The sequence below is a fragment of the Nocardia sp. NPDC046473 genome (genome assembly GCF_040645995.1).
Lineage (GTDB): Bacteria > Actinomycetota > Actinomycetes > Mycobacteriales > Mycobacteriaceae > Nocardia.
The window spans coordinates 674,225-699,174 of sequence record NZ_JBEYZJ010000002.1 but is presented as its reverse complement, the minus strand read 5'-3'; the positions used below and the strand labels follow the sequence as shown (position 1 = coordinate 699,174).

At 67.9% G+C, this 24,950-nt stretch carries 18 protein-coding genes; 7 read left to right on the top strand and 11 right to left on the bottom strand.

The genetic code is table 11. The features are described 5' to 3' along the window. Positions 1-2: 2 nt before the first annotated feature. The 4 genes from ABZ942_RS08695 to ABZ942_RS08680 form a co-directional block, all read right to left on the bottom strand. A complete protein-coding gene (locus ABZ942_RS08695) occupies positions 3-992 on the bottom strand; it encodes a MoxR family ATPase (protein WP_357380096.1) in 990 nt (329 codons plus the stop codon). A 73-nt stretch (positions 993-1,065) separates the two neighbouring features. Next, a complete protein-coding gene (locus tag ABZ942_RS08690; RefSeq protein ID WP_357380095.1) occupies positions 1,066-2,094 on the bottom strand; it encodes a DUF4129 domain-containing protein in 1,029 nt (342 codons plus the stop codon). Continuing rightward, positions 2,091-2,960: a hypothetical protein gene (locus ABZ942_RS08685; protein ID WP_357380094.1), complete on the bottom strand. Its 870-nt coding sequence runs from the start codon at positions 2,958-2,960 to the stop codon at positions 2,091-2,093. Before ABZ942_RS08685 ends, ABZ942_RS08690 begins: the two co-directional genes overlap by 4 nt. 264 nt (positions 2,961-3,224) lie before the next feature. After that, a complete protein-coding gene (locus tag ABZ942_RS08680; RefSeq protein ID WP_357380093.1) occupies positions 3,225-3,800 on the bottom strand; it encodes a TetR/AcrR family transcriptional regulator in 576 nt (191 codons plus the stop codon). 89 nt (positions 3,801-3,889) lie between these two features. Here ABZ942_RS08680 and ABZ942_RS08675 point away from each other — a divergent pair, with 89 nt between their 5' ends. Further along, on the top strand, positions 3,890-5,437 hold the full coding sequence (locus ABZ942_RS08675; RefSeq protein ID WP_357380092.1) for an MFS transporter: 1,548 nt from the start codon (positions 3,890-3,892) through the stop codon (positions 5,435-5,437). A gap of 73 nt (positions 5,438-5,510) precedes the next feature. On the opposite strand, the gene ABZ942_RS08670 is transcribed toward ABZ942_RS08675, so the two are convergent. Then, a complete protein-coding gene (locus ABZ942_RS08670; protein ID WP_357380091.1) occupies positions 5,511-7,124 on the bottom strand; it encodes an adenylate/guanylate cyclase domain-containing protein in 1,614 nt (537 codons plus the stop codon). Between the two features lie 288 nt (positions 7,125-7,412). Further along, positions 7,413-9,113, bottom strand: a complete 1,701-nt coding sequence (locus ABZ942_RS08665) for a DUF4407 domain-containing protein (protein ID WP_357380090.1) — start codon at positions 9,111-9,113, stop codon at positions 7,413-7,415. A gap of 277 nt (positions 9,114-9,390) precedes the next feature. Between ABZ942_RS08665 and ABZ942_RS08660 the strand changes: the two genes are divergently transcribed. The 4 genes from ABZ942_RS08660 to ABZ942_RS08645 all read left to right on the top strand — a co-directional run bounded on the left by ABZ942_RS08660 (position 9,391) and on the right by ABZ942_RS08645 (position 18,496). Next, entirely contained in the window at positions 9,391-9,975 is a 585-nt protein-coding gene (locus ABZ942_RS08660; RefSeq protein ID WP_357380089.1) for a chorismate mutase, read from the top strand. Positions 9,976-10,849: 874 nt separating this feature from the next. Then, positions 10,850-15,499, top strand: coding sequence for a glutamate synthase large subunit (gene gltB, locus ABZ942_RS08655; protein WP_357380088.1), 4,650 nt, complete (start codon positions 10,850-10,852; stop codon positions 15,497-15,499). Positions 15,500-15,558: 59 nt separating this feature from the next. Next, positions 15,559-17,028, top strand: a complete 1,470-nt coding sequence (locus tag ABZ942_RS08650; protein ID WP_357380087.1) for a glutamate synthase subunit beta — start codon at positions 15,559-15,561, stop codon at positions 17,026-17,028. 568 nt (positions 17,029-17,596) lie between these two features. Then, positions 17,597-18,496, top strand: coding sequence for a cutinase family protein (locus tag ABZ942_RS08645; RefSeq protein WP_357380086.1), 900 nt, complete (start codon positions 17,597-17,599; stop codon positions 18,494-18,496). A gap of 68 nt (positions 18,497-18,564) precedes the next feature. Here ABZ942_RS08645 and ABZ942_RS08640 read toward each other — a convergent pair whose 3' ends face one another. Both ABZ942_RS08640 and ABZ942_RS08635 read right to left on the bottom strand, forming a co-directional pair. Further along, entirely contained in the window at positions 18,565-18,867 is a 303-nt protein-coding gene (locus ABZ942_RS08640; protein ID WP_357380085.1) for a hypothetical protein, read from the bottom strand. Positions 18,868-18,982: 115 nt separating this feature from the next. After that, positions 18,983-19,594, bottom strand: a complete 612-nt coding sequence (locus tag ABZ942_RS08635) for a histidine phosphatase family protein (protein ID WP_357380084.1) — start codon at positions 19,592-19,594, stop codon at positions 18,983-18,985. 100 nt (positions 19,595-19,694) lie between these two features. On the opposite strand from ABZ942_RS08635, the gene ABZ942_RS08630 reads away from it, so the two are divergent. Next, a complete protein-coding gene (locus ABZ942_RS08630) occupies positions 19,695-20,273 on the top strand; it encodes a Uma2 family endonuclease (protein ID WP_357380083.1) in 579 nt (192 codons plus the stop codon). Between the two features lie 130 nt (positions 20,274-20,403). Here ABZ942_RS08630 and ABZ942_RS08625 read toward each other — a convergent pair whose 3' ends face one another. Together ABZ942_RS08625 and lysX are read right to left on the bottom strand one after the other, a co-directional pair. After that, positions 20,404-20,610 (bottom strand): hypothetical protein, encoded by a 207-nt coding sequence (locus tag ABZ942_RS08625; protein WP_357380082.1) that lies wholly within the window; start codon positions 20,608-20,610, stop codon positions 20,404-20,406. 125 nt (positions 20,611-20,735) lie between these two features. Continuing rightward, positions 20,736-24,059, bottom strand: coding sequence for a bifunctional lysylphosphatidylglycerol synthetase/lysine--tRNA ligase LysX (gene lysX, locus ABZ942_RS08620; RefSeq protein ID WP_357380081.1), 3,324 nt, complete (start codon positions 24,057-24,059; stop codon positions 20,736-20,738). A 143-nt stretch (positions 24,060-24,202) separates the two neighbouring features. Here lysX and ABZ942_RS08615 point away from each other — a divergent pair, with 143 nt between their 5' ends. Further along, on the top strand, positions 24,203-24,421 hold the full coding sequence (locus ABZ942_RS08615; protein WP_040729260.1) for an RNA-binding S4 domain-containing protein: 219 nt from the start codon (positions 24,203-24,205) through the stop codon (positions 24,419-24,421). A 10-nt stretch (positions 24,422-24,431) separates the two neighbouring features. Here ABZ942_RS08615 and rraA read toward each other — a convergent pair whose 3' ends face one another. Further along, on the bottom strand, positions 24,432-24,923 hold the full coding sequence (gene rraA / locus ABZ942_RS08610) for a ribonuclease E activity regulator RraA (RefSeq protein ID WP_357380080.1): 492 nt from the start codon (positions 24,921-24,923) through the stop codon (positions 24,432-24,434). Between the last annotated feature and the right edge of the window lie 27 nt (positions 24,924-24,950).

Sequence of the window (24,950 nt, the reverse complement as noted above, 5' to 3'; positions counted from 1 at the left end):
GACTACACCGGAACCGGGACCGAGAGCAGCAGCGACGACATGACACTCTCGGTGGTCACGCCGTCCAGCTCCGCCTCCGGCCGCAGCTGCAGCCGATGCCGAAGTACCGCGACGGCAAGGGCTTTCACATCGTCCGGCGTCACGAACGCGCGCCCGTTCAGCCAGGCGAACGCGCGCGAGGCCGCCATCAGTGCGGTCGCGCCGCGGGTGGACGCGCCGTGCTGCACGGCGGGGGACATGCGGGTGGCCCGGCACACGTCGACCATGTAGGCCAGCACCTCGGGGCTGATCGTCACCTTGGCGATCGCGGCCCGCCCGGCGAGGATATGCGCGGGCCTCGCCACCGGACGCAGACCGGCCGCAGCCAGGTCGCGCGGATCGAAGCCCGCGGCATGGCGCTGCAGAATGCGGAATTCGTCGTCGCGGCCGGGCAATTGGATGTCGACCTTGAACAGGAACCGGTCCAGCTGCGCCTCCGGCAGCGGATAGGTGCCCTCCTGTTCGATCGGGTTCTGGGTGGCGATCACCACGAACGGATCGGGCAGCGGCCGCGGCTGGCCGTCGACCGAAACCTGGCGCTCCTCCATCGATTCCAGCAGCGCCGACTGGGTTTTCGGTGGCGTGCGGTTGATTTCGTCGGCGAGCAGCAGATTGGTGAAGACCGGGCCGTGCCGGAAAGTGAACTCGGCCGAGTGCGGGTCGTAGATCTGTGAGCCGGTGACGTCGCCGGGCATCAGGTCCGGGGTGAACTGCACCCTGGCATGGTCGAGCTCGAGTGCCGTAGCCAAGGCCCGCACCAGCAGCGTCTTCGCGACGCCTGGCACGCCTTCGAGCAGCACGTGCCCGCGGCACAGCAGGGCGAGCACCAGAAACATGATCGCGTTGTCGTTGCCGACCACCGCCTTGCCGATCTCGGCGCGCAACGCCGCGAACGCCGCCCCCGCCTCCTCGGCGGTGGGGGTGTGGTTGGTGTCCGTCGTGGGGATGGTCATCCGACCTCCAGTGTCATGCGGGGGTTCCCCGCCCCGTCGATGGGATGAGTGCTGCGGCATGGGTGTCGGCGTTTCATCCGACCGCCGCTTCGATCCACTCGAGTTGGGTGGCAACGAGTTCCAGGGTTTCCGCGTCGGGCACCTGGCCGAACAGGGCGAGTCCGATCTGATTCGGATCTTCGCCGATGCGGGCCGCCACGGCGGCGACCAGCCGATCCGGCGGGGTGTCCGCGGTCATCCCGAGCGCCGGGCGGATGCGGCGCAGGGTGGCCGCGCGCAGCTTGGCCGCGACGTGATCGTGGTCCTTCGAGCGCCGATACAACCCGGCCTGCCCGGCGAGCAGCTCGTTCGCCGCCACCTCGACCGGTCGCGGTTCGCGCACCAGCGCACCGCGGCGGCGCGCCCGCCACCACACCACCAGGGCGGCGGCGATCAGGAATTGCAGCCCGCCGAAGAAGACCGGCGCGGGCAGCCGATCCCAGATCGCGTCGTCGCCGGTGCCGAAGCCGGAGCCACCGGAATCGTGCGGCCTGGTGCGCGGGATGTCCGGTGGTTGCTGCGGTGTCGGCGCGTTCGGCGCGCCACACGACTGCAGCGCGGCGTAGAGCAGGAGCAGCAGTGCGGCCGCGCCGGCCAGGGCGGCCCAGAACTTGGGGTTGCGCAGCAGGTCCGGCAGTGGTGGCAGCGTCCTGCGGGTGCGCGGCGCCTTCTCGGTGGCGGTGATTTCCGTGGGTTCCACGACCGGCGGTGGCGCCGCCGCGGAGAACCGGTCGGCGTACTCGAGTCTGCGGTACTCGTCCTCGGTCGCGCGCCGTCCGCCGTAGACGACCTCGTCGAAACTGTGTGCGGCCGGATCGATTTCGGCGGCGACGTCGAGTGGCAACGCGGTCGACACGTCGTCGGCGGTCTCCCGCGCGGTGCGGGACCGGCGTACCTCGAGCACGCCGCGCTGCTCCAGTCCGCGTAGCACGGCGCGGAAGCGTTCGCGCAGCGCGTTGTCGAAATCGCGGTGCTGTGCGGCGTTTTCGGCGGCCGCGCGGTGGTCGGCCGCGGCGCCGAGGCGCGGTGGGCTCGGCGGCTCGGCCGGGTTGTGCTCGTTCATCGCACCTGACCCGGGATGTGAATGTCCAAACCCTCACGGCGGCAGCGGCGGTCGACGTAGGCCACCACCCTGGTGGCCGCCTCGGCGACCTCACCGAACGCGACGATCAGCAGCGCACCGCTGGTGAGCAGCACGATCACCGGCCACCGATGGGTGCCGGAGAAATCCGAGAGATAGAACGGAATCCCCAGCAGCGGCACGGACAACAGCACGAGCAGGCCGCGCTGCACCAACCACAGACCGACCGTCTGCCATTCGGCACCGGCGACAAGCACTTTCGCGCGGGCGACGGCCGCCCGATGCGGGGCCTGTTCGACGAACATGACCGGGACGGCGACGAAACGCTTGGCCCGCAACCAACCCAGCCAGATCACGCCGAACGGAAAGGTGATGATCAGCAGGCTGGACAATGCGAGCACGCCGACCGCGACGAGGGTGTAGAGCACCTGGAACACCAGCAACGGCCCGGCCGCCGCACCGACCCTGCGCAACGCGGTGCGCCAGCCGATCGGGGCGCCGGACACCCCCGCCAGCCCGATCGCGACGGTCGCGCCGCGCAGCACGAACCGCATCAGCCACGCGCAAGCCATCGTCGAGAGGACCACCGTCCAGGCGATCGCGTCGTCCGAGTCGTCGGTCAGCCGCGCGATACCTGCGGTGACCGCGACGACCACGAGCTCGGCGGCGACCAGGGTCAGCGCGCTCGACCAGGCCAGTGCGCGCAGATTCGCCTGGATCAGCGCGAACGGCACGTCCAGCAGTTCGCGGAAGGTCATCGGACGGACCGGCACCGTCGTTCCAGGGGACCCTGGTACCGGATCGTCTCCCGCCCCGACGGCACCGGCCGGGTCGGCGGCTGGTAGCACGGGCCGAGTCTAACGGGCTGTGTCTGATTTGCGGCCCGCGCAGGCCCTACGTGGTTACGCGGGCTGCCGCCTTCGGGCCTGATGCTCGGGCCGCGTGTCTGATTTGCGGCCCGCGCAGGCCCTACGTGGTTACGCGGGCTGCCGCCTTCGGGCCTGATGCTCGGGCCGCGTGTCTGATTTGCGGCCCGCGCAGGCCCTACGTGGTTACGCGGGCTGCCGCCTTCGGGCCTGATGCTCGGGCCGCGTGTCTGATTTGGGCAAGCCCTACGCGGTCGAGTTCGTCACGGGTTCGACGCTCTTGGCCAGCAGACGTGCCACGACCTGGCGGTATCGTGCCGGTTCGATCTGTGGCAGGCCGAGCAGGGCCCGCAGGTACACGCCGTCGCCGACCAGCCGGATGATGTCCGCCTGCACGGGATCGTCGATCTCGTGGTCCAGACCGTCGGACCAGGAGTCCATCATCTCCATCAGTGCCTGCTGCACCTCGTCGACCTCGGTATCGGCCGCGGCGTCGATGGTGCGCATGGTCGCCAGCATCGAGCGGTAGATTTCCAGCTCCACCGCGTCGGCGGCATTGTCGGTGTTCGGCGTCTGCAGGTACCAGCTCGCGACGGATTGGCCACGGTCTAGGTGGTCTTTCAGTTGCTGCCCCGCGCGGTCGGTGAGTCTGCGGACCAGCCCGGCGAGCAGCGCGTCTTTGCTCTTGAAGTGATAGAGCAGCCCGCCCTTGGAGACGCCGGCCTGCGCCGCGACGCTCTCCAGCGTCACATGCGACATGCCTTTTTCCAGGAGCAGGGATTCGAGGGCGTCCAGGATTCGGTCGCGGGTGTTAGCCGTCACCGGCCGAACTATACCGGCTGGACGGTAAGGTCTGATACTGTACCGTCCGGACGGTAAGAAGAGATAGGCGACGGAAGTCGAGAAAGCCAATGACCACACACACCGCGAAGAACCCCCGGCTGACCGGGCCGAACACCGAGACCCCGCCCCGCGCCACCGTGCGCGACTGGGCGGGCCTCGTCGTGCTCGCCCTCGCCCTGCTGCTGCTCGCGGTCGACGCGACGGTGCTCGACCTGGCCGTGCCCGCGATCAGCGCCGACCTGGCGCCGACCACGCCGCAGCTGCTGTGGATCATCGACGTGTACTCGTTCGTGCTGGCCGGCCTGCTGGTGATGATGGGCAACCTGGGCGACCGGATCGGCCGCCGCAGGCTGCTGCTGATCGGCGCGGCCGGTTTCGGTGTCGCATCGCTGATCGCGGCCTGGGCCGTCTCGCCGGAGATGCTGATCGGCGCGCGCGTGCTGCAGGGTGTCGCCGGTGCGACGCTCATGCCCGCGACGCTCGGCCTGATTCGGTCGATGTTCCTGGATCCGCGGCAGCGCACCGTCGCCATCGCGGTGTGGAGCGCGATGGCGGGCGGCGGCGCGGCGGCCGGTCCGCTGCTCGGCGGCTGGCTGCTCGAGCACTACTGGTGGGGCTCGGTGTTCCTGGTGAACCTGCCGGTCATGCTGGTGCTGATCGCCCTCGGCCCGTTCCTCGTGCCGGAATCGCGGGACCCGAACCCCGGCCGATTCGATCTGCCGAGCGCGGGCCTGTCGATGCTGGCGCTGGTGCCGATCGTGTACGCGATCAAGGAGTCGGCGGCGCACGGGCTCAGCCTGCGGTTGGCCGTGATCGGTGCGGTCGGCGTCGTCGCGGGCGTGGTGTTCGTGCGTAGGCAGCGGACCTTGGCGAACCCGATGCTGGACCTGAAGTTGTTCGCGCTACCCAGGTTCCGCACCGCGGTGATCACCAACCTGCTCGCGGTGTTCGCACTGGCCGGTGTGCTGTTCTTCGGCTCGCAGTATCTGCAGCTGGTGCTCGGTCACTCGCCGATGGAGGCCGGACTGCTGTTGCTGCCCGGTCTGGCCGCCAGCGTGGTCGCGTCGCTCGCCGCGGCGTGGCTGGTGCAGCGGATCCGGCCCGGCGCGGTGCTCGGCGGTGCGCTGATCGTCGCCGCGTTCGGTTCCGCGCTGTTCCTATGGCTCGGCCCGAATCCGGCAGGCAGCACGACGCCGTTCATCCTCGGCTTCCTGTTCATCGGCGCGGGTGTCGGTGTCGCGCTGACGGTTTCGTCGGACCTGGTGGTCAGCTCGGCTCCGGTCGAGCGGGCCGGCGCGGCCGCTGCCGTCTCGGAGACCGCTTATGAAACCGGCATCGCGCTGGGCGTCGCCATCCTCGGCAGCGTGGTCATGGCGATCTTCCGCAACGGCCTCGACCTGACCAACGTGCCCAGTGACCAGGTTGGTGTCGCGTCGGAATCCCTCGGCGCGGCCACGGGTTTCGCGCGACAACTACCGGAGTCGGTGTCCGGCGCCTTCCTCACCTCGGTGCACGAGGCGTTCGCCTCGGGCATCCACTTCGCCGCGATCGGCACCGCCTCGATCCTGCTGATCGCCGCGGTGGTGGCGTTCCGGTTGCGCACCGCGCGTCCGTAACACCCCTGTCGCCCACTTGATTCGCACCCGCTTCGGAGCCACCGGAGCGGGTGCGGCGGCATTCGCGACAGTACTAAGGAGTGAGCCCGTCGCTGTGCGGCTGTTCATTTTGCCCGCCCGGACGGATGCCACGTGGTCCGGAGTTTCGGGGGCGGGCCAGCTGGGTGGGGGTGAGGCGGCCGCGGAGCGTGACGGATTCGCCGAGGTGCCAGTGCTCGGCCTCGGCGGGATCGGCGGCGGCGATGGTGTTGGCGGAGGCGAGCAGCAGGTCGTCCTGTTTGGCGAGTTCGCAGAGGCGGGCGGCCTCGTTGACCGCGTCGCCGATGACGGTGAACTCGTAGCGCTGCCTGGCGCCGACGTTACCCGCGACCACGCGGCCCGCCGCGACGCCGATCGCGGCGATGAAGTCGTTGGCGGTGTCGTCGAGCCGTCGCCGGATCGCGCGGGCGCAGGCCAGTGCGGCGCCCGAGGCGTCGGAAAGGATGGCGGGCGTGCCGAATACGGCGAGCGCGGCGTCGCCCTCGAACTTGTTGAGCAGCCCGCCGTACTCCTCTACCTCGTCCACCACGATGTCGAAGAAGCGGTTCAGGATGGCGACCATCTCGGCGGCGGGCACCGTCGCGGCCATCGTGGTCGAGCCGACGATGTCGATGAACAACGCCGCCGCCTCGGTCTCCACGCCGCCGAGGGTCGGATTGCCCGCCAGCGCCGCGTCGGCCACATCGCGGCCGACGTGCTTGCCGAACAGGTCCCTGATCTGTTCGCGCTCGCGCAACCCCTCCACCATGTGGTTGAAACCGCTCTGCAGCTCACCGAGCTCGGTGCCGTCGTACACGGTGATCGTCACCCGGAAGTCGCCGTCCTCCACCTGCCGCAGCGCGCGCCGCACGCCGCGGATCGGTGCGATGGTCGCCGACACCGTCTGCATCATCAGCACCAGACCGAACACCAAAGTGGCACCGCCCAGCGACAACACGCACACCGCGAGCCGGGCCGTACTCACCGACGAGTCGACCAGCGCCCACACCGCCACGATCATCGAAAGCGCCACCGGCACACCCGCGCCGAGCATCCAGGCGATCAGCGACCGGGTCAACACGCCCATCCCACGCCGACGTCGCGCCGGTGCCGCGTCCAACACCCGCGCCGTCACCGCCCGCAGCGCGAATTCGGCGATCAGATAGCTGTTGGCGCACACCACGATGGCGCTGAATCCGATGCCGAGCAGGATCTTCGGAATGAGTGCGGGCTCGACCACGGCATAGAGCGGCGTCAGCACGGCGGCCCCGGCGAACCACAGCACCGCCTGCCGAATCACCAGACGGCGCGGCACCGCGGCCGCCGCGACCTGCTCGGCCTCGGTGGGCACCTGGTTCGGGTCGGTGGCCCAGCGCAACGCACGTAGCCCGCTGACCGTGCCCCACCACATCCCGATCAGCAGCGCCAGGGCCGAGTACAACGGCGTCGCGATGACGTCGAGCAGCAGCAGTTCTCTGGTGAAGATCGTCGGCCCGGGTAGCACGAACCCGATCAGCGCGAAGGTGACGGCCATCCCCGCCAGGTTCGCGGCCACCAGCGGCACGGTCAGCAGCAACTGCACCCGGAGCCTGCGCATCCCGGATGACTCGTCCACCGGTCCGAGCAGCCGCGACCCGAAGGCGGCTGTCGAGACGTCACTGTGGGCCATAGGAGGAAAGCCTAAGCCGGACCAGCCGCGAAGAGCCGGACCAGCCGTCCAAGATCGTCCGAGCGCCTCGACTATCGGTGCCCGCGAATCGGTGCGGGTTATCAGCCTGGCACGCCGCGGCAGCGCATCCGGTCTGCGCCGGAGTGCGTGGTCGTGCCGGATCCCGCGTCGCGGCGCGAAGCCGTGCTGGATCGGACAACGGAGTAGGACGGCGGCGTTCGAATACGCCGCCGACACCGTGCGGGCCCGGTTCGCTCGAACGCGTCGCATGACCCCCACGGTAGGCAGTCAGTGACCGCGCGGCAGTTCCCGCTGGCCACGGCCCTGCAGCTCGGACTGCCCGCGGCCGCTGAGCTCGTCGTGCCGCTGGCCCGACAGACCGTATGGCTGAGCCGCCGTGCCCTCCGGCAGGGCCGAGTAGCGCGGGTCCTGCTGCCCGTAGTCCGCGTCGACCACGGTGGCGGCGATGCGTTGAGCGTGCAGCGCCTCCGGCGAACCCGGCGCGAGCTGATAACCGGGGTGTGAGTCCTGGGTATCGATGGTGACCTTGCGGGTGCGCTTGAGGGTGAAGGTGATCTCCTCGACCTCTTCGAACGCCTGCCGCGCCGTGCGCAGCGGATGCGTGGCGTTGTCGATCGCGTTGGCCACGAACGACGGGACCAGCGGGCGGATCAACCTGGCCGCGGTGTCGGTGAACGGCACCGTGCCGATCAGCGGAAGTTCCAGGCCGCCACCGGTCTTGGGTGCCGGCGCGCTCGGCGCGAGTGCCCGTGCGGTGACGGGGGCGGGCAGGTTCGGCGTCGCGAATCCTTCGGCAGACACGGAGCTGTCCTTTCGATCGTCAGCCGGTGCGGCTGGTAGTTCGGGGCGGCGCGGCGGTTCGGTGATCCCGATCTGCAGGCCGCCGATGGCCGCGACGATCCGGGTGCGCTGGCGCTCCCGGTCGATGGCGGTGTCCGCCTCGGCGGCGAGGCGCGCTGCGGTGAGTTGTTGTTCGGCGAGCAGGGCTTCGGCCGCGACCCGCGTCTCGGCCCGCTTGACCGCGATGGCGGCGTCGGCCTCGTGCTCGGCCTGGTTCTGTACATCCAGGAAGGCGGCGCGACGGTCGAACGAGGTCTGCCCGCGCCACCACCGCAGCACCAGCGGCAGCAGGGCGAGCGCGAGCAAGGCGATGATCGTCAGGATGCGCAGCGGCATGGCGCCTGCGTGGTGCGTGGTGTAGTCGTTCATCGCCTGCCAGCGCGCGCCGAGGCCGCGGTCGGCGCCGGTGAAGGCGGCGGATTCGGCGGTGGCGACGGCCTTTTCGTCGTCGGCGATGCGGGTATCGAGCACGTCGACCCGGCCCTGGGCCGTGGCCAGCTGCCTGCGGGCGTCGTCGAGCATGTCGTTGGCGGTCTGGGCTTCCGGTCCGCGACCCGGCACCCGGGTGATCTGGAGCTGGGGGCAGTCCGGGCTCGGGCTGAGTTCGCAACGGGCGATCACCAGCGAACGATCGACCTCGGCCTGCGCCTTGACGATCGACTGATCCAGCGCGGTCCGGTCCGCACGGGCCTTGTCGAGATCGGCACGCGCGGTGACCACCTGGGGTGCGGACGCGACCGAGCGCTGGGCGCGCTCATCGAGGGTCCGGTCGACGCTGCCGCCGAACACCACGATGGCGGCCAGCTCGGCGATCAAACCACCGGCCAGCACGGCAACGCCGAGACGCGCGAGCAGCCCGAGTCGATCAGGCCCGCCCGCGGGTCGTGCGGTCGCCAGTGCCCGCGCGATCGCGCCGGCGAGCACCGTGACGAGCAACGCCACCAGGATGATCGCGAGCACCGCCCAGGTGCCGGTAGAGGCCAGCGCGAGCGCGGTGATCAGACCGGACACGATCGCGAACAACAGCACCGCCGCGCCGGTGACGGCGTATCCGGTGCGTTCGTGGCGGTAGGCGACTTCGCTGTGCTGACCTCCGCCGAGCCAGGTGAACAAGCCGGTGAGGGTCATGGGAACTCACATCCTCTTGGTCCCAGTACATTTCGCGGGCTCAATAAACCGTCACGGTTTCGTTGTCACAGCGTGACAGGGCCGCACCCGACACACCGAGCGGCAGCGGACGTATGTGGCCAGGCTCACAAACCGGCGATGTCGTGCGGCAACGGGGGTATGTGGCCGCTCGTGCGGTGCCCGTTTCCGTGCCCCGTACCGCCGGGGCGTGGGGGTGGGTTCGCTTACTCTGACTCGGTGATCCGTTTCCGCGCGAACCATCTCGGGAGGTCAGGCCATGCGGTTCATCGCGCTGATGATCATTTCGGCGGCACTGATCGTGTCCCCCGTTAGCGCAGGCGCGGATCCGGGCAGCGATCAAGGGTCGCTGGACCGCCTGGTCGCGCTGGTACTGGAGCGACTCGACACCGGCGACGCGGTGGCCGCGGCGAAGTGGGTGAGCGCCGCCCAGACCGGCACCGAACCCACCATCGACGATCCGGGCAGGGAAGCCGTGGTCTACGACGCGATGGCCCGTCTCGGCGCGGGTCTGGACCTGCCGGAAGGCTGGGTGCGGCAGGTGTTCGCCGGTCAGATCGAGTCCAACAAGGTCGTGCAGCGCGGCCTGATCACCCGCTGGCGGTTCGACCCGGCCGCCGCGCCCGGGTCGGCACCGGATCTGGCGTCGGTGCGCCCGGTGATCGACCGGGTGAACATCGACATCGTCGACCAACTCGCCGCCCGGCGCGCCGAACTGAGCGCACCGGATTGTGCGGAAAGATTGGCCGTCAGCGTCTTCGGTGTATTCACCGCCGGTAATACCGACGCGCTGCATCAGGCCGCGTTGGTGCGCGCCGCGGCCGCGCTGTGTGCGCCGCGCTGAACGCTGCACACCGTGCGCAGAACGGTTCTGAGGACGCCCTTAACCCATTTTTAAGCACGAACTTCAGGCGTTGAGTTCGGCTCCGTCGGCGATTATTCGGCGAAAGCCGTTCCGGCCCGCAATAAGTCACGTCTATTACCGCCTGACGGCGTATAGGTTTCAGCCGCCGAAATGTGTCGAATACCACTCCGCCATGTTTGCTGTGCGTGTGCTGAAGGCCACAGCAGGCAAAAGAATCCGGACGGTCGGATCCCATCGCTGGCTCGTCAGGACCCTGTCGGAAATCTCTCATCCAGCCCGCTTCCGAGTTAGCCGCCGCCGAGGGGTTTGCCGGATGCTGAGCGAGGGAAATCATCTTCGATGCAGGTGAGAGCGGTTTCCTGACCTTTTTGCGAGGTTTGGGGCCGCTCTCGCGCGCCAGCGTCCGGCGGCTGGCCTCGAGTGCCGCAGGATCGATCATGGGCTACTCGCTGCTTTACACTGGACGACGCGCACACGTGGAGGACCGAATGAAGAAGCCCAGCTAGACCCGGTTATTAGTGCAACCTAAGTTGGTTGGGCCCCGGACCTGACTTATCGTTTGCTCTTACGCCGAACACAGAATGATCGGCACCCTCGCCCGCTCGGGCAGCTCCTAGCCGGTGCTCAGCGTAGCTGGCGAGAACCCGCACGGAGGTAAGGATCTCGTTAGGGATCTGTTACCGACGAGCACCCACTACGTCACTGAAGCGGGTGAACAACTGGAGACGTGACTGCACGCCGAAGACCATCAGCGCGGCTGGTTTCGGAACGTACGGGCGCAGTCTTGTACGGAGGCATTCAGACGAAATTGCCTATTTCTTTTTCGTCGAACGCCCTTCTTGAAGGCAGAGGCATGATGCAACTTCCTGGCCACCGGTCACCTGGACCCGTCGGGCTCTACGACCCGGCGAACGAACACGACGCCTGCGGTGTCGCGTTCGTCGTCGACATGCACGGCCGCCGCAGCCGCGACATCGTCGACAAGGCTATTACGGCTCTGTTGAACCTGGAGCACCGCGGTGCTGCGGGTGCGGAGCCCAACAGTGGTGACGGCGCAGGCATTCTGATCCAGATTCCGGATCGGTTCTTCCGCGCCATCGTGGACTTCGAATTGCCGCCGGAGGGCTCCTACGCCTCCGGCATCGCCTTCCTGCCGCAGGCCCGTCGTGAGGCCGCCCGTGCCGCCTACGGCGTGGAGAAGATCGTGCAGGAAGAGGGCCTGGCCGTGCTCGGCTGGCGCGAGGTGCCGATCGACGAGTCGTCGCTGGGTGCGCTCGCCCGTGACGCGATGCCCACGTTCCGGCAGATTTTCATCGGCTCTCCGAGGGGTGCGGCCGAGCAGCTGTCCGGAATGGACCTGGAGCGGCGCGCATACGTCATCCGCAAGCGGGTCGAGCACGAGCTCGGCAAGGCGGGCCCCGGCGAGGGCACGGTCGGCAAGGAGTCGGTGTACTTCCCGAGCCTGTCCGGCCAGACCTTCGTCTACAAGGGCATGTTCACCACGCCGCAGCTGCGCGCGTTCTACCTGGACCTGCAGGACAGCCGGGTGGAGTCCGCCCTCGGCATCGTGCATTCGCGCTTCTCCACCAACACCTTCCCGTCCTGGCCGCTGGCGCACCCGTTCCGCCGGGTCGCGCACAACGGTGAGATCAACACCGTCACCGGCAACGAGAACTGGATGCGGGCGCGCGAGGCGCTGCTGCGTTCGGACATCTTCGGCACCGACTCGGCGGGCAACAACCGGCTGGAGAAGATCTTCCCGGTCTGTACCCCCGGGGCGAGCGATACCGCGCGCTTCGACGAGGTGCTGGAACTGCTGCACCTCGGCGGCCGCAGCTTGCCCCACGCGGTGCTGATGATGATCCCCGAGGCGTGGGAACGCAACGAGACGATGGATCAGCGGCGGCGCGCCTTCTACGAGTACCACTCGATGCTGATGGAGCCGTGGGACGGCCCGGCGTCGGTGTGCTTCTCCGACGGCACCGTGGTCGGCGCCGTGCTCGACCGCAACGGCCTGCGGCCCAGCCGCATCTGGATCACCGACGACGGCCTCGTCGTGATGGCGTCCGAGGTCGGCGTGCTCGACATCGACCCGTCCAAGGTCGTGCGCAAGGTCCGACTACAACCCGGCCGCATGTTCCTGGTCGACACCTCGCTGGGCCGCATCGTCGGCGATGACGAGCTCAAGACCGATCTTGCGGCCGAGCACCCGTACCAGGAATGGCTGGACGCGGGTGTGACCAAGCTCGAGGACCTGCCCGACCGCCCGCACGTGCACATGTCGCACGACCGGGTGCTGATCCGCCAGCAGATCTTCGGATACACCAACGAAGAACTGAACCTGCTGATCTCGCCGATGGCCAAGACCGGTGGCGAGGCGCTCGGCTCGATGGGCACCGACACTCCGATCGCGGTGCTGTCGTCGCGGCCCCGGCTGCTGTTCGACTACTTCTCCCAGCTGTTCGCACAGGTCACCAACCCGCCGCTGGACGCGATCCGCGAAGAGGTCGTCACCAGCCTGCGCCGGGCGCTCGGCCCCGAGGCCGATCTGATGCACCCCGGCCCGGAGTCCTGCAAGCAGATCGCCATCGAGCAGCCGATCCTGGACAACGACCAGCTGGCCAAGCTGGTGCACATCAACGACGACGGCTCCCAGCCCGAGCTGCGTTCGGTGATCGTGCGCGGTCTGTACCCGGTTGCCAAGGGCGGCAAGGGACTTCGCAAGGCGCTCAAGGCGATCAATACCCAGATCTCGGCCGCCATCGACGGCGGCGCGCGGATCATCGTGCTGTCCGATCGCGAGTCCAACGAGAAGCTGGCGCCGATCCCGTCGCTGCTGCTGACCTCGTCGGTGCACCACCACCTGGTGCGCGAGCGCACCCGCACCATGGTCGGGCTGGTCATCGAGGCCGGTGACGCCCGCGAGGTGCACCACATGGCCATGCTGGTCGGCTTCGGCGCGGCCGCGATCAACCCGTACATGGCCTTCGAGACGATCGAGGACATGCTCGAGCGCGGCGCGCTCGAAATGCCAGGCAGCACCGGCGATCACGCCGAGGACTTCCGCAAGGCGGTCTACAACTACAACAAGGCCGCCAGCAAGGGCGTGTTGAAGGTGATGTCCAAGATGGGCATCTCCACCCTGGCTTCCTACACCGGCGCGCAGCTGTTCCAGGTGATCGGCCTGTCCCAGGAGCTGGCCGACGAGTACTTCACCGGCCTGCGCTCGCACCTGGACGGCATCGGACTCGACGACATCGCCGCCGACGTCGCCGAGCGGCATCGGATCGCGTTCCTGGAGAACCGCAACGAGCGCGCGCACCGCGAGCTCGAGGTGGGCGGCGAATACCAGTGGCGGCGCGAGGGTGAGTACCACCTGTTCAACCCGGACACCGTGTTCAAGCTGCAGCACGCGACCCGCACCGGGCAGTACTCGATCTTCAAGGAGTACACCAAGCTGGTCGACGACCAGACCGAACGGCTCGCCTCGCTGCGCGGCCTGTTCAAGTTCAAGAAGGAGCGCGCGTCGATCTCGATCGACGAGGTCGAGCCCGCTTCCGAGATCGTGAAGCGGTTCTCCACCGGCGCGATGAGCTACGGCTCCATCTCGGCGGAAGCCCATGAGACTCTCGCCATCGCGATGAACCGCCTCGGCGGCCGGTCGAACTCGGGTGAGGGCGGCGAATCGCCGGCTCGTTTCGAGCCGGAGGAGAACGGCGATTGGCGGCGCAGCGCGATCAAGCAGGTGGCCTCCGGCCGCTTCGGCGTGACCGCGCACTACCTGACCAACTGCACCGACATCCAGATCAAGATGGCGCAGGGCGCGAAGCCCGGTGAGGGCGGCCAACTTCCGGCGCACAAGGTGTACCCGTGGGTCGCCGAGGTGCGGCACTCGACGCCGGGCGTCGGCCTGATCTCGCCGCCGCCGCACCACGACATCTACTCGATCGAGGATCTGGCGCAGCTGATCCACGACCTGAAGAACGCGAACCCGCAGGCGCGGATTCACGTGAAACTTGTTGCGGAGCCCGGCGTCGGCACCGTCGCAGCCGGTGTGTCCAAGGCGCACGCCGACGTGGTGCTGATCTCCGGCCACGACGGCGGCACCGGCGCCTCGCCGCTGACCTCGCTCAAGCACGCGGGCGGTCCCTGGGAGCTCGGCCTGGCCGAGACCCAGCAGACGTTGCTGCTCAACGGACTTCGCGATCGGATCGTCGTGCAGGTGGACGGTCAGATGAAGACCGGCCGCGACGTGATGGTCGCCGCGCTGCTCGGCGCCGAGGAATTCGGTTTCGCCACCGCGCCTTTGGTGGTCTCGGGCTGCATCATGATGCGGGTCTGCCACCTCGACACCTGCCCCGTGGGTGTCGCGACGCAGAACCCGGTCTTGCGTGAACGCTTCACCGGCAAGCCGGAATTCGTCGAGAACTTCATGCTGTTCATCGCCGAAGAGGTCCGGGAACACCTGGCGCTGTTGGGCTTCCGCACGCTGGACGAGGCCATCGGCCGGGTCGACCTGCTCGACACCGCCAGGGCCAAGCAGCACTGGAAGGCCAGCAAGCTGGACCTGTCGCCGATCCTCGACAACGTCGAGACCGCGTTCATGTACCAGGACCGCCGCTGCACCAAGACGCAGGACCACGGCCTGGACAAGGCGCTGGATCAGCAGCTGATCTCGCAGAGCCGCGACGCGCTCGAGCGCGGCCAGGCGGTGAAGTTCGAAACCAAGATCACGAACGTGAACCGCACCGTCGGCACCATGCTGGGCCACGAGGTGACCAAGCTCTACGGTGGCGCCGGCCTGCCCGACGACACCATCGACATCACCTTCACCGGCTCGGCGGGCAACAGCTTCGGCGCCTTCGTGCCGGCCGGCATCACGCTGCGCGTGCAGGGTGACGCGAACGACTATGTCGGCAAGGGACTTTCGGGTGGCCACCTGGTGGTGCGCCCGTCGCTGAACGCGCCGGCCGAGTTCGTGGCGGAAGAGAACATCATCGCGGGCAATGTGATCCTGTTCGGCGCCACCAACGGCAAGGCGTTCATCCGCGGCGTGGTCGGCGAGCGGTTCGCCGTGCGTAACTCGGGCGCCCTCGCGGTGGTCGAGGGGGTCGGTGACCACGGCCTGGAGTACATGACCGGCGGCCGGGTGGTCATCCTCGGCGAGACCGGGCGCAACTTCGGCGCGGGCATGTCCGGCGGTGTCGCGTTCGTCTACAACCCGAACGGCACCTTCGAGTCCAGGCTCAACCCCGAGCAGGCCGACGCGGTCGAACAGCTCTCCGGTGACGACTTCACCTGGCTGCGCGACATCATCACCCAGCACCGCGATCAGACGGGTTCCGCTGTCGCCGAACGCATTCTGGGCGATTGGTCGCAGCAGGTGAACCACTTCGTCAAGCTCATGCCGCGCGAATACAAGAAGGTGCTGCTGGCCATCTCCGAGGCGGAGAAGGCGGGCAAGGACGTCGACGAAGCGATCATGGAGGCGGCCCGTGGCTAGTACGCGACGCACCCAAAAGCTGAGTCCGATGTCCACAGGCAAGATTACGGAGGCCGAACGTGGCTGACGCACAAGGTTTTTTGAAGCACACCTCGCGGGAACTACCGACCCGTCGACCGGTCGAGTTGCGGTTGATGGACTGGAAAGAGGTCTACGAGCAGGGGTATCCGAAGGAGACCCTGCAGCGCCAGGCCAGCCGCTGCATGGACTGCGGTATTCCGTTCTGTCACAACGGCTGTCCGCTGGGCAACCTGATCCCCGAGTGGAACGACCTGGTCTACAAGGGCCAGTGGCGCGAGGGCATCGACCGCCTGCACGCCACCAACAACTTCCCGGAATTCACCGGGCGGCTGTGCCCCGCGCCGTGCGAGGCGTCCTGTGTCCTCGGCATCAACCAGGACCCGGTGACCATCAAGCAGGTCGAGATCGACCTGATCGAGAACGCCTTCGACGAGGGCTGGGTGACCCCGGTCTACCCGACCCGGCTGACCGGCAAGAAGGTCGCCGTCGTCGGCTCCGGCCCCGCCGGACTCGCGGCCGCACAGCAGCTCACCCGCGCCGGGCACACCGTGACCGTGTTCGAGCGGGCCGACCGCATCGGCGGGCTGCTGCGCTACGGCATCCCGGAGTTCAAGATGGAGAAGCGCTTCATCGACCGCCGGATGGCGCAGATGGAGGCCGAGGGCACCATCTTCAAGACCGGCGTGAACGTCGGCGTCGACATCACCGCCGAGCAGCTGCGCGAGCAGTACGACGCGGTGGTGCTGTCCGGTGGCGCCACCATCGCGCGTGACCTGCCCATTCCCGGTCGCGAACTCGACGGCATCCACCAGGCCATGGAGTTCCTGCCATGGGCCAACAAGGTGCAGCTCGGCGACGATGTCACCGATGCCGACGGCCTGCCGCCCATCCACGCGAAGGGCAAGAAGGTCATCATCATCGGCGGCGGCGACACCGGCGCCGACTGCCTGGGCACCTCGCACCGGCAGGGTGCGGAGAGCATCCACCAGTTCGAGATCATGCCGCGACCGCCGCAGGAGCGCGCCGCCTCTACACCGTGGCCGACCTACCCGCTGATGTTCCGGGTGTCCTCGGCGCACGAAGAGGGCGGCGAGCGGGTGTTCTCCGTGAACACCGAGCGTTTCGTCGGCGCCGACGGCAAGGTCACCGGCCTGCAGGCGCACGAGGTCAAGATGGCCAACGGCCGCTTCGAAAAGGTCGACGGCACCGACTTCACCCTGGAGGCCGACCTGGTGCTGCTCGCCATGGGCTTCACCGGACCCGAAAAGCCCGGCCTGCTCGAAGATCTCGGCGTCGGCTACGACCAGCGCGGCAACGTCCAGCGCGACAAGAACTGGGCGACCAACATCCCCGGTGTCTTCGTCGCGGGCGACATGGGCCGCGGCCAGTCCCTCATCGTCTGGGCCATCGCCGAAGGTCGCGCCGCGGCCTCGGCGGTAGACCGCTTCCTGGAAGGTGAGACGGCGCTTCCCGCCCCCATCACCCCCACCATGGTCGCCCAACGCTGACCAGAAACCCCTCTCTTACCGGAGCGGAAAAAGCGCCTGTGGACATCGACGTCCACAGGCGCTTTTGTTTTCCGACACTCCCGGGGATGGTTTCGGTCGTCAACGGATTGCGAGCGGCTGTGCGCAAGCCACCATTTCGAGGGCCTCGGTGTTTGCCGAAGTCCGGCGTAACTCGCTGATCGGTGGCGGTATAGGGCTTTTTATAGCCGTTGGAGTGGGGGGTTTCGATATGAGGCTGAATTTGCTGCATGATTGCGGAATGTTGAACCGCGGAGCGGGGCCGGTCGGATGCGGTTGAGCGGTGGGTTGTGCTGGGGTGGTTGGGTTTTGGGCATTCGACGGAAATCGGACACGTCCCGGAGTTTCGGATGGCGCGAGCGGCCTCGGCCCTCTATTGTGATCCCGTCGCGCTGCTGATCTTGGGATGCGGGTTTGGGGTCGCAGCCGTCACGGTGGTGGGTGACCGGTGTTAACCCAGTGTGCACTGGAAGGTCACCTGTCGGGTTCAGAGTTGGTGCGCAACTTGTCGGGGATGCCCACGAGGGGCATTGGTTTGGACTGGAGCGGTATGCAGTTGAAGAAGGTTGTCGCGGCTCTTGGTGCATCCGCGACGGTGTTGTCCGGCATGGTGTTCGGTGCCGGTTCCGCGAGCGCGGACCCTGGCTGCCCAAGCCTCTACGTAGTGGCGATCCCCGGTACCTGGGAAACCGGCAAAGACAAGAAGCCGCAACCCGGCATGCTGGCGGGCGTCACGAATAACCTGCCCCGGTCGACGGACGTCGACTATGTGACTTATGCCGCGACCGCTTTCCCGTGGGAAGGCGAAGTCTACGGCAACTCGAAGAAGGAAGCCGTCGATCGGGCGCGCGGCCTGATCTCGGACATGGCGCACTCGTGCGGCGCGACGAAGATCGCGCTCGTCGGGTACAGCCAGGGCGCCGACGCGGCCGGTGACCTCGCGGCCGAGATCGGCACCGGGCTCAGCGTGATCGCGCCCGAGCGGATCGCCGGTGTCGGCCTGATCTCCGACCCGCGCCGTTCGCCGACCGACGTTCAGGTCGGTGCGCCCGCGCCCGGCGCGGGTGCCGGTGGCCCACGGGTGGGCGGCTTCGGCTGGGTCAGCGACCGCACCCGCAGCATCTGCGCGACCGAAGACCTGTACTGCGCGACCGAGCCGGACGACTTCGTCACCCGGTTCGCCGGCTTCATGGCGCAGGCGTCGGATGCGAACCCGGCCAACATGTGGCGCTACCAGATCGAGGCCGGAAACATCGTGGGCGACCTGTTCGCGCACGGTGGCGTGCCGACACTGCAGGCGCAGCTGACGGACTCGGCGAACGAGCAGCGGGCCAAGGATCTGGAGCGGTTCTACAAGTCACAGGCGCACACGCTGTACGGTAGCTACCCGGTCGGTGGCGGCCAGACCGCCGTCTCCTGGATGCACAACTGGATCGCGGGCATGGCCTGATCCACTCGGTATAACGCGAAGGCCCACCTCCTGGCACGGGAGGTGGGCCTTCGCGTTGTCGAGCAGGGTTATCCGGAGCCCGTCGGCGGCAGCAGCTGCTGGAACTGCTGCTGGAGTTGCGGCGCGCCACCCGGATGCGGGTGATGGCCGCGGTGCGGTCCGCCGGGACGGTGCTTGTGATGGGGCCGGTTGATGTCGGCGCCCTGCTGATCCACGTCACCGTTGGCCGCCTGGACCTGAATCGTGGCGTCGGGTGCCGGGGCCTCGGCGGAGGCCGTGGCCGCGAACGCGCCTAGCGGAAGGGCGACGAGCGCCCCCGCCGCGGCGATCCCGATGATGCGACGCCGCATGGATGTTCTGGAGAGCGACACGGAATTCCTTTCTCTCGAACTGTGTGCCACTTGGGGTGGCTCACCGGTCCCATAGAAGGTTCCGTCGCTGGGACGGCGGTGCGACGTCCCTGCCAATCGTCTGTGAATGAGACGCTCAGGATTTGATATTGCGCGGCAACAGGTCCCAGACGTGCCCGTTCTCGTTGACCGTCGCCGCGGTCCGCCGCCCGGTGCGGGAGAACAGGATTCGGGTGATCGAACAGTAGTCGATCGGGAAGGTCAGCGGCCGTTCCAAACCGAGTATTTCCTGCAGCAGCACGTTGACCACGCCGCCGTGCGTGAAGGCGACCACCGTGTCGGCCGGATCGGTGCCCGCGGCGATCTCGGTGACCGCGTCGAGCACTCGGGATTTGAACGCCCCACCGTCGATCTGGTCCGGAAAGTGCCCCGCCTTGATCCGTTCGTAGACCTCGCGGAACTCGACCTTGGCGTCCTCGATCGGAATGTAGGCGGGCAGGTCGCGATCGTATTCGGCGAGGTCATCGATGATGTCCACGCCGAGCCCGAGCTTCGCGGCGGTCGGTGCCGCGGTATCGCGCGCCCGGCGCTGCGAGCTGCTCACCACCCGGGTGATCCGATGCTGACTCAACGCGGCAGGCACCCGCTCGGCCTGCTCGAGCCCGACGGGCGCCAGCTCGGGATCAGCGGGCCCGGCCGAGTTCACGATCCGAAGCGGTTGGGCATGGCGAACAAGAATCAACTGCACCCGCCCCACTCTGCCGTATACCAGGTGGCGTCGTCACCAGCGCTGACAGTGATCGCGCGGAACGTGGTCAAGCGTCGATACCCGTGCCATAGTCGGAACCATGACCGTCGAACCGTTTCCGCAGTGGCTCCGCCCGCCACCGGGGGGTTTCGTCGCCGAGGATCTGGACCGCCTGCCCGACCTGCCCCCGCATACCGAGCTGATCGACGGGAGTCTCGTTTTCGTAAGTCCGCAGGCGAAGTTCCACATGCTGGTGATCTCACTGCTCGATTCGGTATTGCGGTCGCTTGCGCCTGCGCGGCTACGTGTTCGCCGTGAGATGACGGTAACTCTCGGGCCCGCTCAACGCCCCGAGCCGGACCTGATCGTGGTTCATGCCGATCGTGATGGCGGCCCGGACCTCACCACTTACCAGGCTGACGATGTGGTTCTGGCCATCGAGGTAGTCTCCGCTGAGTCGCGTACGCGTGATCGGGAGCGCAAGCCTCAGCTGTACGCCCGGGCCGGTATCACCCACTTCTGGCGGGTGGAGAATGTCGACGGTCGCCCGGTTGTCTACGTCTACGAACTTGATCCAGCGACAAAGGCCTACGCGCTCACCGGTATTCACCACGACCGCCTGAAACTCACCGTCCCCTACGACATCGAGATCGACCTGACCGATATCGATCGGTTCTAGACGAGAAACCCTTTGGCATGCGTGCGGCTCGAAGCACGTTCAAGCGCACCGCTATCTGACGGGTCGCTCAGCCGGACAACGTAAATGGCCCGGCCCGCGTGCTGCGAACCGGGCCATTCAGGTACGAGGGTTACTGCTTCCTGCGCCGCATCAGCAGGTAGACGCCGCCGATGATCGCCGCGACCACCAGCAGGCAGCAGAGCCCGCCGATGATCAGGCCCCCGCTGCTGCGTTTCCGCTTCTTGGCCGCCAGCTCCATCGCCGAGTTCCAGGTGTCCGGGCTCGCCCAGACGCTGTGGTCCACCAGGCTCATATTGGTCAGCAGGTCAAGGTACATTTCCGAACCCCATCTCGTGAATCGGGCTCCTCCCGGGGCCGAATGTGCCCGGCCGCCCCGGCCCGAATTTCCCAGGGTAGCCGTCCGATTCGTCCCTTGTGAGCCCTTAGCCGGCAATGCTTCGTTCAGCGTGGCTTCACCAACGGGAACGGCAAGGTCTCGCGGATGCTGCGCCCGGTGATCAGCATGACCACCCGGTCCACCCCCAGGCCGAGCCCGCCGGTCGGCGGCATCGCGTGCTCGAGCGCCTGCAGGAAGTCCTCGTCGAGCTCCATCGCCTCCGGGTCGCCGTTGGCCGCGAGCAGCGACTGCTCGGTGAGCCTGCGCCGCTGCTCGACCGGATCGGTGAGTTCGCTGTAGGCGGTGCCGAGTTCGACACCCCAGGCGACCAGGTCCCAGCGTTCCGTGACGCCGGGAATGCTCCGGTGGGCACGGGTCAGCGGGGACACCGAGGTGGGGAAGTTGATGTAGAAAGTCGGTTCCGCCGTGTGGGATTCGACCAGATGCTCGTACATCTCCAGCACCACCTGGCCCGGATCCCAGCCGTGCTGATAGGGCACCTCGGCCTTGTCGCACAGCTCGCGCAGCTGCTCCAGGTCGGTCTGCGGGGTGATCTCGACGCCGAGCGCCTCGGACACCGCGCCGTGCACCGTCTTCACCGGCCACTCGCCGGAGATGTCCACCTGCTCGTAGGAGCCGTCGCTCCGCGGCCGCAATGCCACCATCGCACCGTTGGCCGCGAGCGCGGCATCCTGGATGAGCTGACGGCAGACGTGCATCATCCGCTCGTAGTCGCTGTGCGCCTCGTACGCCTCGAGAATGGTGAACTCGGGATTGTGGCTGAAGTCGACGCCCTCGTTGCGGAAGGTCCGGCCGATCTCGAACACCTTCTCCATGCCGCCGACGCACAGCCGCTTCAGGTACAGCTCGGGCGCGATCCGCAGATACAGGTCCAGGTCGTAGGCGTTGATGTGGGTGAGGAACGGGGTGGCGTTGGCGCCGCCGTGCACCTGCTGCAGGATCGGCGTCTCCACCTCCAGATAGCCCCAGGCGTTCAACGAGTCGCGCAGCGAGCGGACCACCGCGCTGCGCTTGGCGAGCACCTCCCTGGTCTCCGGATTGATCGCCATGTCGACGTAGCGCTGCCGCACCTTCGCCTCGGGATCGGACAGGCCTTTCCACTTGTCCGGCAACGGATGCAGGCACTTGCCCAGCATCCGCCAGTCCGCCGCGAGCAGCGAGAGCTCGCCGCGTCGGCTGCTGCCGATCTGACCGCTGACCTCGATCAGGTCGCCCAGGTCGAAGAACTCGGTGAACTCGGCGCTGCGCTCGGCACCGACCCGGTCGCGGTCGATGACCAGCTGAATATCGTCGGTCCAGTCACGCACCACCGCGAAGATCACGCCGCCGTAGTCGCGGATGCGCAGCAGCCTGCCGCACACCCGGACCGTGGTGCCGCGCGGCGACTTCCTGGCCCCGGCGACGGTGTGCGTCGGCGGGTAGGCGACCGGATACGCCTCGACGCCGGACTCGGTGAGCCGATCCAGTTTGTCCATCCGGACCCGCACCTGCTCGGGACGGCGCGGCAGCTGTTCCTTGCCCTCGACCGGACCGAGTTCGGGCGGGCTGCCGTCGGCGTGCAGCCCGGTCATGGTCGCGGGCACCGCGCTGTGCATGCCGGTGTGCGAGATCGTGTCCGGCTCCTTGCCGAACCGCGGCAGGAAGCCCTCGGCGAGCGCGCTGGCCACCGCGACCCGCGGCAGCTGCCTGCGTTCCTCGAACAGGAAAAACCTTGGCACCCAATGTGGTTGGTACTTCACGTTGGAGCGATACAGCGCCTCCAGCTGCCACCAGCGCGAAAAGAACAGCAGCACACCGCGCCACAGCCGCAGCACCGGACCGGCGCCGATCCGCCCGCCCTCCTCGAACACCGAGCGGAACACCGCGAAGTTCAGCGAGACCTTGGTGATGCCCTGCTGCTCGGAGTTGAGCGCGAGCTGCGAAATCATCAGCTCCATCACGCCATTCGGGCCGAGCGGATCGCGGCGCATCAACTCCAGCGAGACGCCGGTGCGGCCCCACGGCACCAGCGACAGCATGCCGAGTACCCGGTCCTGTCCGTTGACCGCCTCGACCAGCAGGCAGTCCGCGTCCAGCGGATCGCCGAGCCGGCCGAGCGCCATCGAGAAGCCGCGTTCGGTCTCGGTGTCGCGCCAGGTGTCCGCGCGGGCGATCACCTGCTTGAACTCGTCGGCGGGCACGTCGCGATGCCGCCGGATCCGGACGGTGATGCCGTGCTTGCGCAGTCGGTTCGCGGCCTGGCGGACCGGCTTCATCTCAGGGCCGGCCAGCGAGAACGTCCTGGTGTCCAAGATGGCCTCGTCGCCGAGCCGGATCGCGGACAGGCCCGCGCGCCGGTACGACGTCGCACCGATTTCGCTGGCACCCATCACCGCCGGTGCCCAGCCGAACTGGTCGGCCAGCCGCAACCAGGCGTCGATCGCCTGCGGCCACGCCTCGCGAATGCCGATCGGGTCGCCGCTGGCGATGCAGACGCCCAGCTCCACCCGATAGGTGACCGCCGCCTTGCCGCTCGGCGCGAACACCACCGCCTTGTCGCGCCGGGTCGCGAAGTAACCGAGCGAGTCCTCCAGATCGGACCGTTCCAGCAGGCCGCGGATCGCGGATTCGTCGGTGCCGGTCATCGCGTTTGCCGCCCGCTGCGAGCGCAGCAGGATGATCACCGCGGCGAGCAGCGCGATGGCGCCGAACAGGCCGAGCAGGAAGTTGACGAACGGGCGCGGGTGGCCGTCGAAGTGTTCGTTGTCCACCAGCACCGCTGCGGTTACCCGATACAGCGCCCAGCCGGGCCGCTGCGCGCCGCGCGGCAGCGAACCGGGGAACAACTCGACCAGGCCCCAGCCGAGCAGGAAGCCGACCGTCAGGCCGCCGGCGAGCACGCCGAGCGCCTTCCAGCCCGCCCCGCGGCGCACCTTCGTGTAGAACTCGCGCCAGGCCGCGACGAGCACGACGACCACGGCGAGGTGCACGATCAGCGCGACCAGTGCGTCGATGGAACCCGAGTCCGCGAACTCCAGGCCGTCGGCCAGCAGGGCGTGCAGCAGCACATAGCCGATCAGCAACCACCAGGCGATGCGCTTGCGGCTGGCGAGGGCGCCGGCGAGCAGGCCGATGATCAGCGCCCACATCAGGTTGGTGTCGGGTGCGTCGAAGTAGTAGCTGTCGATGTAGCGACGCGGCACCTGGGTCAGGAAGCGCAGGCCGGGCGAAAGGCTCCAGAGAAAACACGCCACCGCGAAAACCCCGACCACCAGACCCGCGATATGCGGGACCTCTGTCAGTCGTCCATGCCCTCGATGGGGGACCGGTGGGGTCGGTCTGTCCGCGGGCGGTTCGATCAGGTGTTGCCGGGCTTGCGTGGTGGTCACTGAACCAGTGTGTACGGTGCCGCCGTCGCGGTGCTCGAAGACCACCCGGGCATGTCGGTTCTCGGCGCGTCGCATACGCGTGTCAGCGCCGCGCGCGGGGGCTGGCGTTTACCGATTTCGGGTGCAAGGTAAGGATGTATCTCATGGCAGAACCAGTCGACGTACCGATCGATGACGAAGGCATTCGGCTCGGTCAGTTCCTGAAATTGGCCAATCTGATCGAATCCGGCTCCGAGGCCAAGACGGTGATCGCCTCCGGCCTGGTGCGGGTGAACGACGAGGTGGAACTGCGCCGCGGGCGGCAGTTGCAGATCGGCGATGTCGTCACCCTCGCCGGTCATCAGGCGAGGGTGTCGGTCTGACCTGCTACTTTCAGTCTTCGGCGCGGACCACGACGCCGTCGTGGTCGCTGTAGAGCATGTCGCCGGGCACGAAGGTGACGCCGCCGAATTCGACCGGGACATCCCGGTCGCCCGCGCCGGTCTGGGTGCTCTTGCGCGGGTTGGTGCCCAGCGCCTTGATGCCGATGTCGAGGGTGCGCAGGATCGCCGAGTCGCGCACCGCGCCGTTGATGATCACGCCGGCCCAGCCGTTGTCCACGCCGCGCCCGGCGATGATGTCGCCGACCAATGCCGTGTGCACACTCGCGTCGCCGTCGACGACCAGCACCTTGCCGGTGCCCGGTTCGCCGAGCGTCTGCTTGACCAGCAGGTTGTCCTGGAAGCAGCGGATGGTGGTGATCCGGCCGGAAAAGGCCGCGCGGCCACCGAACTGGATGAACTGCGTGTCGCAGCTGCGGATCTCGGGGCCGATCTCGTCGGCCAGGTCGGCGGTAGCCACGACATCATTCTGCGATTCGGTCACCAGCTCAGCTTAGGACTGGCCGAGCAG

Excerpts from the sequence above, each read along its gene's own strand:
- ABZ942_RS08665 (WP_357380090.1), bottom strand. The coding sequence starts at position 9,113 with ATGACCCTCACCGGCTTGTTCACCTGGCTCGGCGGAGGTCAGCACAGC.
- ABZ942_RS08645 (WP_357380086.1), top strand. The coding sequence starts at position 17,597 with ATGCAGTTGAAGAAGGTTGTCGCGGCTCTTGGTGCATCCGCGACGGTG.
- ABZ942_RS08630 (WP_357380083.1), top strand. The coding sequence starts at position 19,695 with ATGACCGTCGAACCGTTTCCGCAGTGGCTCCGCCCGCCACCGGGGGGT.
- gltB (WP_357380088.1), top strand. The coding sequence starts at position 10,850 with ATGATGCAACTTCCTGGCCACCGGTCACCTGGACCCGTCGGGCTCTAC.
- ABZ942_RS08695 (WP_357380096.1), bottom strand. The coding sequence starts at position 992 with ATGACCATCCCCACGACGGACACCAACCACACCCCCACCGCCGAGGAG.
- ABZ942_RS08690 (WP_357380095.1), bottom strand. The coding sequence starts at position 2,094 with ATGAACGAGCACAACCCGGCCGAGCCGCCGAGCCCACCGCGCCTCGGC.
- ABZ942_RS08660 (WP_357380089.1), top strand. The coding sequence starts at position 9,391 with ATGCGGTTCATCGCGCTGATGATCATTTCGGCGGCACTGATCGTGTCC.
- ABZ942_RS08670 (WP_357380091.1), bottom strand. The coding sequence starts at position 7,124 with ATGGCCCACAGTGACGTCTCGACAGCCGCCTTCGGGTCGCGGCTGCTC.
- ABZ942_RS08675 (WP_357380092.1), top strand. The coding sequence starts at position 3,890 with ATGACCACACACACCGCGAAGAACCCCCGGCTGACCGGGCCGAACACC.
- ABZ942_RS08615 (WP_040729260.1), top strand. The coding sequence starts at position 24,203 with ATGGCAGAACCAGTCGACGTACCGATCGATGACGAAGGCATTCGGCTC.
- ABZ942_RS08625 (WP_357380082.1), bottom strand. The coding sequence starts at position 20,610 with ATGTACCTTGACCTGCTGACCAATATGAGCCTGGTGGACCACAGCGTC.